Below are 12628 nucleotides of genomic sequence, written 5' to 3'. Positions count from 1 at the left end.
TTAATCGGCGATTCTAGTTACTTGTGTAATATTAGGTAAATCGCTGATTTCTTTTAATAGTTGTGCATTCACATTTTGATCGACTTCAATAACCATTAATGCCATATTCCCTTTTTCTTTACGTGAAACTTCCATATGTCCAATGTTAATATCATATTTTGCCAAACAGTTCGAAACACTTGCAATACATCCTGAACGATCCTCGTGAACTACTAAAATAGCAGCTAAATCCCCAGATAGACGTAGCGGAAAACCATTTAACTCCGTAATTTCGGTCTTTCCTCCACCAATTGAGATTCCGACCATAGACATTTCTGAAGTTTCGTCACCAATAACGATGCGAGCGGTATTCGGGTGCTCAGTATTTGCAGTTTCTGGTATAAATTCATATGTTAAGCCTGCTAGTTGTGCATCTTCAAACGCTGTCTTAATACGTTCATCAAATGTATCGTAATCTAGCAATCCACCAATAATAGCTTTGTCTGTTCCATGTCCTTTATAAGTTTCAGCAAAAGATCCGTATAGATGTATTTTAGCCCATGTAGGCTGTTTTCCAAATAAATCTCTAGCCACTCTTCCAATGCGAGCCGCCCCTGCAGTATGGGAGGAGGAGGGACCAATCATGACAGGTCCGATAATATCAAAAACAGATTTAAATTTCACTGATTAAACCTCCACAAGATGTTATAGTAATCCCATTTTACACTCAAAGCAGAAAATAAACAAAGTATTGTATTTTGTTAAGTTAAGTGTTGAGCAAATGGAGTACGAGGATATATTATCTATTATATGTTTTGGAGTGAATCGAGACAATATAAGGAGTGGTTGAGATTTAAAGGATAAATTTTCCCTTCCACATGTAAATCTCACATAGGAGCAAGTAAACAGCTTGGTTAGCATATCAATTTTTATATGATTGAATCAATTTCATAAAGAATATTTTATAGTTAAATCCGAACAACGCTGATTTCCGCTCTAAGCGGATGCTTTCCGCGGGCACTGCTTCAATCTCCTCGTCACTACGAAAACATATGCTCCTGCGGTTACTCGTCGCAAAGACATTTGTCAAACAAAGCTCGACCAATGTCTTTCCTCCGGGGCTTTCAGTTCGCGCTGTTCCCGCTGGAGTCGCCGCCTGCCACTCAAATCAACGGGATTGCTAAAAAAAACAAATAATATATATCGATATTAAGTAAACATTCGTATTTTTAAAAGAAACAAGAATTTGAAATTTGCTCGAATAAAGCAAGAAAAAACCATGTAGAGAAAAATTCTCCACATGGGTTTTTGTATTATTCTACAGATAAAATATATGGGTACAATGGCTGTTTACCATTATAGACTTCTACTTCTACATCCCCGTATTGCGCTTCGATAAAAGCAGCAAATTCGTTTGCTTCCTCTTCACTTACGTCTTCTCCGTATATGACAGTAACAATTTCAGCTTCTTCGTCCATTAATGATTGGATCAAGCTAGTAGTTACCTCATTTAAGGAAGGATTAGAAAGAACAATCTTACCTTCTGCAAGTGCCATAAAATCATCTTTTTTGATTTCGACACCATCTATAGACGTATCACGAACAGCAAATGTAACTTGTCCAGTTTTGACATGTGCATATGCTTCAGTCATATTGTTTTTATTTTCGTCTACGGTTGCTTGTGGATTAAAGGCTAATATTGCAGCCATTCCTTGTGGGATAGTTTTAGTAGGAACTACCGCAGCTTCAATTCCTAGTATTTCCGCAGCTTGTTCAGCAGCCATTACAATATTTTTATTGTTCGGTAAGATTAATACTCGCTCAGCTCCAACTGCCTCTACAGCTTTCACAATATCCTCAGTTGATGGATTCATTGTTTGTCCACCCTCGATTATTGCTGATGCTCCTAGGCTTTTTAATAATTCTGAAACTCCACGCCCCATCGCTACAGTAACAATCGCATATGGATGAATTTCAGCTTTTTTTGCAGTTGCTTCAGATGAATATCCTTCTCCAACGATTTCAGTATGTTGCTGACGCATATTTTCTATTTTAATCTTAATGAGGTCTCCGTATTGTTGACCGTATGTTAGAACCTCACCTGGCGTTTCTGAGTGAATATGAATTTTAGCGATTTCATCATCAGAAATTACTAGTAAAGAATCACCATATTCACTTAAATCATTACGGAATGCAGTTTCATTAAATGCTTTTTTGCCTTCTTCGAAACGAACCATAAATTCTGTACAAAAGCCGAATTCAATATCTGCAGTATCCATAAACCCTTGAACATTCATATGATGTTCAGCACTGACAAGGTCATCCATTGAAGTACCTATCGTTTTACTTGGGAGCGCTTCACCTTTTAGACTTGCTAAAAACCCTTCATATACAAATACAAGTCCTTGTCCGCCACTATCAACTACTCCAACCTCTTTTAATACAGGTAATAAGTCTGGTGTTCTATCCAAAGATTTTTTTGCTTCTATTACAATTGCTTCCATTAGTTCACGAATATCATCCACATCTTCGCTAACCTCTACAGCTTTTCTAGCAGAATCCTTCGCGACAGTTAAGATGGTACCTTCTACTGGCTTCATTACTGCTTTATATGCAGTTTCAACACCGTAGTTAAATGCGTCTGCAAATTGTTTTGCATTTAATACATCCAATTGTTCAATCGATTTACCGAAACCACGGAACAATTGTGATAAAATAACGCCTGAATTTCCACGAGCCCCCATAAGTAACCCTTTAGAAAGTGCTTGAGCTGTTTTTCCAATATGTTCATTTGTATGTGCAGCTGTTTCTTTTGCACCTGAAGTCATGGATAAGTTCATATTAGTTCCTGTGTCACCATCTGGAACAGGAAATACATTTAATGCATCTACATAATCTGCGTTTTGGAAGAGATGATGCGCTCCCATCTGAACCATGTCTGCAAATTGGATACCATTGATTGATTTCATTATTTTCTCTCCTTATTTACACGTTAGCCACGCGAACTCCTTGAACATACACATTAACGGATTTCACTGACATACCAAGAGATTTGTTTAGTGTGTATTTTACTTTTGACTGTACTTGATAGGCTATTTCTGAAATTTTCGTACCGTAGCTAACAATTATATACATATCAATATGTAGATTATCTTTTTCTTGTCTAACTAAAACACCTTTAGTGAAATTTTCTTTTCTTAATATATCTGTTAATCCATCTCGAATTTGATGCTTTGATGCCATACCAACTATCCCATAGCATTCAATAGCTGCTCCACCAGCAATTTGAGCAACTGTATCTTGTGATATATCAATTAGTCCGAATTCATTTTTCAATTCAATTGACATGTTAAGACCTCCCAAGTCTTTTTGACTATCCTTTATTGTACTACACCCATTAAAATTATAAAAGAGACGTTTACATTCGTCCACTTTTTCAATGTTTTGTAAATATGTACTAGTTAGTAAATGAATAAACTTTTAAGTAAATTGGGGAAATCAGGTAAAAAGACACTCGGTCCTTTACTAGTTGAAAATATACATGAGAAATGCCCTTCTCAAAGATTTTCATAACTAATTTAGAGCCTCTGCGTTGCACGCTGTCCTTTGTATTCAATAGGCACACAAAGTACCATGAACACACAGATGAAATATACTAAAGCATTTATATCCTAATATTTAATGAATGATTTAATCTTAATTTAACTTTACTTGCTCTCGCCTATTGTTTACTTGCTTCCACCTAAAACTTACTTGCGGTCGCAAAGGATTTACTTGCTCTAAGTCTATATTTACTAGCGATCTATTACCAATTACTTGCGAAAAGGATAATTTTACCAAAACATTTTATTCATTCACACCTAATAAGGAGAATCAAATAATCAAATTATTAAAATTATTTTCTACTCGTTGAGTCGAATGCATTGGATAATGTCTTTATATGACTTTGCTTATTCATCTTGTTTATCATAAACGTTTGATATTAATTTATGATTAAGGACTACTACTTAACTGATTGTAGCGTAAGGCGGCGACTCCAGCGGGAAAAGCGTTAGATAAAGACCCCGCAGCGAAGACATTGACCAAACTTTGTTTGGACAATGTCTTTGCGACGAGTAACCGCAGGAGCATATGTTTTCCAGCGAGGAGGCTGAGGCAAACGCCCGCGTAAAGCGTCCGCCTAAAGCGAAAATCATAGCGGTATTATTCACTGTTCACTTTTCTTAAACTAATTCTTCCAGAGCTTTTCGGGTCTTACACAGGCGCTTGCGCTTTTCTAAGTTGGCCAGCTCCAGACGCCAGCAGCTCGATCGCTTCAGAATTGTAGAAAAGGCAAAATACGCCTTTTACTACAAGTCTTCCAGCGCTTTTCGCTGCTAAACGGCGTCTTGCGCTTTTCTATGCTGTAAAGGTTTTTTTCTTGATAAGTCTTGCACTTCATTATGGTCTGTGGTAAATTATTAAAGTATGTGAAATATCGAACTGAAAAATCTTTCAGCTTCTTTTTTAAAGGAGGAAATATAATGCCAAAAGTATGTGCAATCACTGGGCGTAAAGCTCGTTCGGGTAATGCTCGTTCTCACGCAATGAACTCTACAAAACGTACATGGGGAGCTAACCTTCAAAAAGTACGTATTCTTGTAGATGGTAAACCAAAACGTGTATGGGTTTCTGCGAGAGCTTTAAAATCAGGAAAAATTGAGCGCGTTTAATCGCCCTCATAATTAATGCCAGGCCGACAAAAGTCGACCTGGCATTTTTTCATTTCTTCTTCTCTTCTTTTTTAAATAGCCGTATACAAACCTTCACAAAACTACTCACCGATTTAGGCAATCTAAATGTGTAGACCTTCACACAATTCCTCCCTTTTAGTCGCTGCTTCTTATCATTAAACATATGCCCGCAGTAAAAGAGATAGTACCAGTTCTATCTTTAAGTTCATTGCTTGTAAATTTAGCATTACCAACATTTATATACTCATCTTCTACATCGTATAGAAAACCTTGTAAATTCATATTCTTCACATGTTCTCCAAAAGAGAAAAAAGAAACATACTTATAATGATTATCAAAACTAATGGTATGAGTTCCCGACGGTAAAAATTGAATGATATTTTGATTGTTTTGGATGGTAAAAATAATAGTTGGATTTTCCATTTGAAAACGACAAATATCATGTAGTGCCGCTTCATAATGATCTAAACGTCCACCTGTAACTCCTGTTACGATTACTTCTTCAGGTTTATATTCTAAAGCAGTGAGTATTGCAATATGAGTATCGGTTTCATCTTTCTCCATTTGTAGTTCTGTTACTTTTTGTATTTTTTGCTTCATGAAACTCTGCTCTTCCTGTGTAAGTGAATCAAAGTCCCCTATAGCTTCATTTGGCAATATTCCCGCTTCTAGCAGTCCCAAAGCACCACGATCAGCGCCTATAAAAATAGCTTCATCTGTATGAAAAGGAAGTTGTTTAAAATCAACAACTTCCTTAGATGGTCCACCTGAACAAACTACTACTCGCTTCATTTTGGAACTACACTTAAACCAGCTTCTCTAATCGTTTGAAGGGCTTTTGCTTTGTCAGGAGCGTTATAAATTGCAGATCCAGCAACTAATATAGTAGCCCCTGCTTCGACACATGGTTTAATTGTTTCTTCATTGATACCGCCATCAATTTCTATTTCAATAGATAAATTACGTTCTTTAATAATATCTGATAACTGCTTTACTTTAGGTACAACAGAATGTATAAACTTCTGTCCACCAAATCCTGGATTAACAGTCATGAAAAGAACGATATCAATATCCTCTAATACATGTTGTATTGTTTCGATCGGTGTATGTGGATTTAAGACTACTCCAGGTTTTACACCGAATGAACGGATAAGTTGAATCGTTCTATGCAAATGCGGACATGCCTCTACATGAACTGTAATGTAATCTGCTCCTGCCTTGGCAAAAGATTCAATGTATTGATCCGCATTTTCGATCATCAAATGAACATCTAAAGGTAGCTTTGTGAGTGGGCGAAGTGCTTCTACAACAATTGGGCCCATCGTAATATTCGGAACAAAATGCCCGTCCATTACATCAATATGAATCAGTTCAGCACCCGCTTTTTCAACTTCTAATACCTCTTCTCCTAATTTAGAAAAGTTTGCTGCTAGTATAGACGGCGCTATTTTTACCATAATTTAGTACCTCGGCTTTCTATCCATAATTTCTTCTAAGAATTGTAAATAATGTTTGTACCGAAATGATTTTATCTCACCGGTATCGACTGCTTCTTTCACTGCGCATTTTGGTTCTTTTACATGCATACATTCTCGAAACTTACAGTCATTTTGCTTTACCACAAACTCAGGGAAACACCGGTAAAGTTCCTCTTTTTCCATCAAATCAAACTCAAACGAACTAAATCCCGGTGTATCTGCAAGTAGTCCCCCGCAAACCTCAATAAGTTCCACATGCCTTGTTGTATGCTTACCTCGTCCTAATGCGTTGGAGATTATACCTGTTTTTAAATCTAATGAAGGTAAAATCGTATTTAACAAGGTTGATTTACCCACTCCGGATTGGCCTGCTAGAACGGTTGTTTTACCTTCTAATAAAGGAGTAATTTTCTCATCAAACGCAGGATCATCTTTATATGTCATAAACAACTGATAACCTATTTTTTCGTAATCCTTCATATATTCCCTAATCTGAGTTTCTAGTTTCTCATCCATCAAGTCGCTTTTAGTCAAACAAATAATAGGCTCAATATGAAATGATTCTAATACAACCAGAAAGCGATCCAATAAAATTGTATTAAAATCAGGTTCTTTAATTGAAAATACCAGTATTGCTTGATCAATATTAGCGATAGGTGGACGGACCAAATTATTCTTTCGCTCATGGATGACTGTAATTGTACCGTCATTTTTTCCTTCCACTGTATAATCAACAAAGTCACCAACTAATGGTGATTCACCTCTGTTTCTAAATACACCTCTTCCACGACATTGAATAACCTTTCCATTATCATAAACATAATAAAATCCGCTTAATGCTTTTCTAATTTGACCTGTTGGCATCCGAAACCTCCCTATTCTAAATCTTCATACGGTATTGTCTCTCGTACAAACTCAGTGGAGTTTATATCAATCCGATATGTTGCTTTTTCACCTTCACTAATTTCTAATTTCAATTGTTTTACTACCGTTTCAGTTAAGACAAATTCTTCGACTGGCTCGGCCATTGTACGAGTTTTATCTTGAATATAAATTCTAACTACTTGCTCTTGAACAACAGGTTGCTCGTTATTTTCTTCCTCATCACTACCATTTTCTTCATCCGCTTCTTCTACTACAGGCTGTTTATAAGGGATCGTAACAGATTTTACGACAGTCTTTGTAGGCTTGGCCTTTGGACCATCCGAAATAGTTACTTCTATCGTGCTACCAGGACTCACTTTTGTATTTGGTTTCGGTGTTTGATTTATCACATTTCCTTTTGGAACGGAGTCATTTTTACTCTTCACATATTTTATTTTAAATCCAGAAGATTTTTCATAATCCTTCAAAGCTTTCTCGTTCCAATCAGTCAGATCGCTAACCGTACGTAAGTCAGGACCTTTACTGACAGTAAATAGAAGATCCGTTTCATCTGGAATAATTTCTTCACCTACACCTGGTGTCTGCTCAATTATAGTACCTTTGGGCTGGTCGTCAAAAGCTTCCTCTGTTTCTATATTAAAATTTTGTAATAATATTTTTACTTGATCTATATCTTTACCGACATAATTTTCAAGGACAAAGGATTCTTTTCCTGAAGAAACAAATAAATGAATTTCAGTATTTTTTTCACGAAGCTTGCCCGATTCCGGTGTCGTTCGAATTATCTTGTTTTCTTCTACTTCTTCTGAAACCTCTAATGTTTCATCGCCAATTATAAATCCTTCTGACTCTAATTGTTCAATAGCTTCTTCTAGTTCTAGGTTTGATACATCTGGTACTGGTATCTTATCAGCCTTAAACAGTCCAGGAAAAACGATGAACAAAAGCAATAATAAAAGAATTATTCCCCCTAGAATTCCACCAATTATTTTCCGTTTTTTGTTCTTATTTTTTGGCTTTACCGGTTTCGTAAACTTATTTGAAGCGGACATTTTTTTTGTTTCAGTAACTTCATCAAATGAAACAGGCTCTTTAATAACTGGCAATACCTTCGTGGCATCATCATCAACAGCTACTACGAATTTCTCCTCACCAGCTCTTTCAGGAGATAATGCAGTAGCCAAATCCGCTTCCATTTCTTCTGCAGAACGGTACCTGTCCTTCGGGTCTTTCGCTGTGGCTTTTAACACTACATTTTCAATACTTTGCGGTATGGATGGAATAATCTTTCGTATCGATGGCGTTTCTGTTTGTAAATGTTTTAATGCGATTGATACCGCGGACTCTCCTGAAAATGGGAGTTGTCCAGTTAAGAGTTCAAATAAAACGATACCTAATGCGTAGATATCTGACTGTTTTGTTGCCGTACCACCTCGTGCTTGTTCAGGCGATAGATAATGTACTGTACCTAATACAGAATTCGTCTGGGTATAGGAAGTTGCACTTAGTGCCATCGCAATACCAAAATCAGTTACCTTTACATTTTCCTCTTCATCCAACAAAATATTCTGCGGTTTAATATCTCGGTGAATAATATGATTATTATGAGCGGTTGAAATAGCCGACGTAAGTTGCTTCATAATCATTACAGATTTCGTTGGGGAAATCGGTGCATTCAGCAGTATGTATTCTTTTAACGTTTTGCCCTTAACATATTCCATGACAATATAGTGAATATCTTCATCTTCACCTACATCGTAAATATTGACAATATGGGGATGGGTAAGGCTTGTTGCAGAAAGGGCCTCACGTTGAAAACGACGGTGTAATTCTTCTTCATTAGAAAAATCATATCGCAACACTTTGATCGCTACATCACGATCTAAAATCATATCATGTGCCAAGTAAACATTGGACATGCCGCCTCCGCCAATCATTTCAAGTAACTTGTATCTGCCACTTATTCTTTTACCTATTAGCATCCTCACACCTCCTTGTCGTTGTTAGATAATAGGATTAAAGAAATATTATCTTCTCCGCCTGACTTATTTGCCTCATCTACTAAAACTTGCCCTTTTTCTTCAAGCGTCTTTTTAGAATATAAAATGGACTGCATAAATGATTCACTTACCTTATTGCTTAAACCGTCTGTACAAAAAAGTAAATAAGAGTTTGGGTGAAAAACAATCTCATAAAAGTCTGGTTGAATTGTACGTTCAGTACCAATCGCTTTCATTAATACATTTTTATTGGGATGTGTCTTCGCTTGTTCCTCACTAATTTCCCCAGAATCTATAAGAACATTAACATACGAATGATCTCGAGTAATTTGAAGGACTTGCTCGGGTGATATTAAATAGACGCGGCTATCCCCAACATGAGCGATAATTCCTTGATGATTTTCAAACAAACCAGCGATTAATGTCGTACCCATACCTGCACATTCTGCACTCACTTTAGAATGCCTACTAACAGTTTGGTTGATCGATTGAAATGTATAGGTTAACCAATCTCTAGCTTTTACGATAAACGGATTGAATGCAGCAAAATATTTTTTAAACTCCGTAACAGCAAGCTCACTTGCAACGTCTCCTGCTTTATGACCACCCATACCATCTGCGATTACAGCCAATAACCGTCCGTCTTCTCGCAAAAAAACCTCTACTCTATCTTCATTTACCGTTCTTTTCATTCCTACATCCGTCTTCACAACAAACTTCATCTTATCATTCACCTCTTTTGAATTTGGCAAAGAGTGGTCTCTATTTCTTTTTTTGAAATAGAGCTACATAAAATCCATCACTACGTAAATCTTGTGGAAAAATCTGAAGCGTTCCTTCGTTTTTCTGATTCTTTATACGTTTAATAACGTCTGGAAATTGTTGAAGTTCCATATCAGGATGTGCATTTAGAAATAGCTGAGTCGTTCCTTCGTTTTCTTCTAAATCAACTGTACACGTACTATAAACCATTAATCCATCCGGTTTTAATAGTTTATATGCTTCTTCTAGTAAGTTCATTTGAATTGGTTTAAGGGAAGCAAAATCCTTCTCCTTCTTTGTATACTTAATATCAGGTTTACGTTTCATCACGCCAAGTCCACTGCAAGGCGCATCCACAAGTATGCGATCAAATGATTGTTCTGCATAATTCTCACTAGCTTTTCTTCCATCCATCTCCACTGTTTCGATAAAACTAAAACCTAAACGCTCTGCATTTTCTTCCACTAGCTTTAATTTATGCTGGTGAATATCCATTGCCACTAGTTTCCCTGTGTTTTTCATTTTTTCGGCAATATGAGTAGTTTTACCTCCGGGTGCCGAACACATATCAAGAACGGTCATTCCAGGTTCCGGTTGAAGAACATAAGCGGGAATCATCGAACTTTCATCTTGAATTGTTACAAAACCCTCCTGATAAGCAGTTGTTCTAGCTGCTTGTCCGTTAAATAAGTATATACACTCTGGAATGATTTCACTTTTAGCCACAATATGTCCTTCTTGTGTCATTAAATGAAGCACTTGATCAACCGTACGCTTAAATAAGTTTACTCGCAAAGTTGTAACAGGTGGTTCATTATTTTCTTTCAACATTTTCTCCGTCGTTTCAAAACCATATTGTGATATGAAACGCTCTACCATCCATAGAGGGTGGCTTGTTTCAATAGATAGTCGTTCTTCTTTATCTTTAATCTCTTCCGTTGAACGGACGCCTTCTCTTAAAATTGAACGTAATATTCCGTTTACTGCTGAGGCAATCCCTTTATGTCCTCTTCTTTTCGCGATTTCGACCGCCTCGTTCACAGCCGCGTGATCAGGAATACGCGATAAATAATGGATTTGATACAGAGATAGGCGTAGTAACTGTTTAACCCAATCATCTAATTTACCTTTTATAAACGGTTGTAAATAGTAATCTAATGTCATTTTATATTGAAGTGTGCCATACGTTAATTCCGTAAGTAACGCACGGTCTTTCGGGTCAATCGTATACTTTTCTATCGTTTGGTGTAACAGCAAGTTACTATACGCTTGCTGCTTTTCAACAGCCATTAAAATAGTAAGAGCAGCATCTCGGACATTACCTGTCCAAATTTTTTCGCTTTTTTTCGTCATTCAAATATATCTCCTATTCGCAATTTCGAACCTACGCCACGCAAATAATCTTCTGCGGACATTTTCTTTTTACCAGCTGGTTGTAACTCATTAATGCGAATTGCTTCTGACTTTCCAGTTTGAACAGCAAAATGATCCGATCCAATTTCCACAACAGTACCAGGTTTTTCATTTGTGTGAATAGAGGTAGTATTCGCCTTCCAAATCTTAACTACCTGTCCATCTAAAGTTGTATATGCTACAGGCCATGGGTGAAGCCCACGGATTTGATTGTGTAATTGCAGTGCTGAATTATTCCAGTCTATTCTTTCTTGTTCACGTGAAATATTTCTAGCAAAAGTTACTTTTGTGTCATCCTGTTTAGTACGATTATTCGTTTTTGCAATAATCGAAGGCAATGTTTCTTTAAGAAGCTCAGAACCTACTGCACTAAGTTTTTCAAATAACATACCAGTATCATCATTATGCTCTATAGATATTTCGCTTTGCGATATGATATCTCCGGCGTCTAATTTCTCTTCCATATACATTATTGTGACGCCTGTTTTACTTTGTCCATCTATAATTGCTTGATGAATTGGAGCTCCTCCACGGTAGGCAGGTAGTAACGAAGCATGAACATTAATACAGCCCAGGTTAGGAACATCCAACAGTTCTTTTGGGAGAATCTGCCCGAATGCAGCAGTAATGATTAAATCTGGCTTAAGAGCGATAATTTGCTCTAATTCATCTGATCCCTTTAGTTTATTTGGTTGAATGACAGGTAAACCAAGTCTAAGAGCTTCTTCTTTTACTGGAGGCGCTGTCAGCACTTTTTTTCTACCTACTGGTCGATCTGGTTGAGTTACTACAGCCTTTACTTTATAGCCTCCATCCACTAACATTCTTAGGATAGGTGCGGAGAATGCCGGGGTACCCATGAAGATAATAGATGTCATACTTCTTCCACCTCGTTTTCAAGTTCTTCTAACTCAACATAACGAATTACCTTTGTCGTAAATAAAACACCATGCAAATGATCTATTTCATGTAAAATGGCTCTGGCTTCATAATCCTCGGCTGTTAGTTCATATAAAGCACCTGTTCGATCTTGAGCTTCTACCTTTACATGAAATGGACGCTCTACTTCCCCATAAATGTCTGGAAAACTTAAACATCCTTCCACTTCTATTTCTGATCCCCCGATTTCCACTATCTCAGGATTAATCAATTCGATAATATCCTGTCCTTCACCTAGGTCTACGATTGCTGCTTGAATAGCCTCTCCGACTTGTGGAGCAGCTATTCCGATTCCATCAGAAGCTACCATAGTGTCGTACATATCATCCAAAAGTTCGGCTAGTTTTGTATCAAATACAGTAATTTCTTTACATTTCTTTAATAATACATCATTTGGATGTGTAATAATTGGTCGTATTGCCATTTCTTTTCCTCTTTT

The 12628-nt window shown here is 36.9% G+C and carries 13 protein-coding genes; 1 reads left to right on the top strand and 12 read right to left on the bottom strand.

The window, feature by feature from the left end:
* The 3 genes from sdaAB to ACQCPR_RS06275 form a co-directional block, all read right to left on the bottom strand.
* Positions 1-663 (bottom strand): L-serine ammonia-lyase, iron-sulfur-dependent subunit beta, encoded by a 663-nt coding sequence (gene sdaAB, locus ACQCPR_RS06285; RefSeq protein ID WP_090562682.1) that lies wholly within the window; start codon positions 661-663, stop codon positions 1-3.
* 629 nt (positions 664-1292) lie between these two features.
* Entirely contained in the window at positions 1293-2948 is a 1656-nt protein-coding gene (locus ACQCPR_RS06280; protein ID WP_427138524.1) for a DAK2 domain-containing protein, read from the bottom strand.
* Positions 2949-2964: 16 nt separating this feature from the next.
* Positions 2965-3327 (bottom strand): Asp23/Gls24 family envelope stress response protein, encoded by a 363-nt coding sequence (locus ACQCPR_RS06275; RefSeq protein WP_093494436.1) that lies wholly within the window; start codon positions 3325-3327, stop codon positions 2965-2967.
* 1175 nt (positions 3328-4502) lie between these two features.
* On the opposite strand from ACQCPR_RS06275, the gene rpmB reads away from it, so the two are divergent.
* Positions 4503-4691, top strand: a complete 189-nt coding sequence (rpmB, locus tag ACQCPR_RS06270; RefSeq protein ID WP_090562690.1) for a 50S ribosomal protein L28 — start codon at positions 4503-4505, stop codon at positions 4689-4691.
* A gap of 49 nt (positions 4692-4740) precedes the next feature.
* Here rpmB and spoVM read toward each other — a convergent pair whose 3' ends face one another.
* From spoVM to def, 9 genes are read right to left on the bottom strand one after another with little or no spacing between them, the layout of a single operon-like run.
* Entirely contained in the window at positions 4741-4875 is a 135-nt protein-coding gene (gene spoVM, locus ACQCPR_RS06265; RefSeq protein WP_235753847.1) for a stage V sporulation protein SpoVM, read from the bottom strand.
* Positions 4848-5504, bottom strand: coding sequence for a thiamine diphosphokinase (locus ACQCPR_RS06260; RefSeq protein ID WP_427138523.1), 657 nt, complete (start codon positions 5502-5504; stop codon positions 4848-4850). The genes spoVM and ACQCPR_RS06260 overlap by 28 nt, the downstream gene beginning before the upstream one ends.
* Entirely contained in the window at positions 5501-6169 is a 669-nt protein-coding gene (gene rpe, locus ACQCPR_RS06255; RefSeq protein WP_427138522.1) for a ribulose-phosphate 3-epimerase, read from the bottom strand. Before rpe ends, ACQCPR_RS06260 begins: the two co-directional genes overlap by 4 nt.
* 3 nt (positions 6170-6172) lie before the next feature.
* Positions 6173-7054, bottom strand: a complete 882-nt coding sequence (rsgA, locus tag ACQCPR_RS06250; protein WP_427138521.1) for a ribosome small subunit-dependent GTPase A — start codon at positions 7052-7054, stop codon at positions 6173-6175.
* Between the two features lie 11 nt (positions 7055-7065).
* Positions 7066-9057, bottom strand: coding sequence for a Stk1 family PASTA domain-containing Ser/Thr kinase (gene pknB / locus ACQCPR_RS06245; protein WP_427138520.1), 1992 nt, complete (start codon positions 9055-9057; stop codon positions 7066-7068).
* Positions 9058-9059: 2 nt separating this feature from the next.
* Entirely contained in the window at positions 9060-9827 is a 768-nt protein-coding gene (locus tag ACQCPR_RS06240) for a Stp1/IreP family PP2C-type Ser/Thr phosphatase (protein ID WP_427138519.1), read from the bottom strand.
* A gap of 10 nt (positions 9828-9837) precedes the next feature.
* Positions 9838-11190, bottom strand: a complete 1353-nt coding sequence (gene rsmB / locus ACQCPR_RS06235) for a 16S rRNA (cytosine(967)-C(5))-methyltransferase RsmB (protein ID WP_090562708.1) — start codon at positions 11188-11190, stop codon at positions 9838-9840.
* Entirely contained in the window at positions 11187-12128 is a 942-nt protein-coding gene (fmt, locus tag ACQCPR_RS06230; protein ID WP_427138518.1) for a methionyl-tRNA formyltransferase, read from the bottom strand. Before fmt ends, rsmB begins: the two co-directional genes overlap by 4 nt.
* The gene (def, locus tag ACQCPR_RS06225) at positions 12125-12613 is read right to left on the bottom strand and encodes a peptide deformylase (protein ID WP_090562714.1); all 489 of its coding nucleotides are present in this window, start codon (positions 12611-12613) and stop codon (positions 12125-12127) included. The genes fmt and def overlap by 4 nt, the downstream gene beginning before the upstream one ends.
* Positions 12614-12628 lie beyond the last annotated feature (15 nt).

Origin of the sequence: Psychrobacillus psychrodurans, from assembly GCF_050209195.1 — a bacterium.
GTDB classification, from domain to species: domain Bacteria; phylum Bacillota; class Bacilli; order Bacillales_A; family Planococcaceae; genus Psychrobacillus; species Psychrobacillus psychrodurans.
The sequence above is the reverse complement of the archived record's forward strand: the minus strand, read 5'-3'. Positions and strand labels throughout refer to the sequence as shown.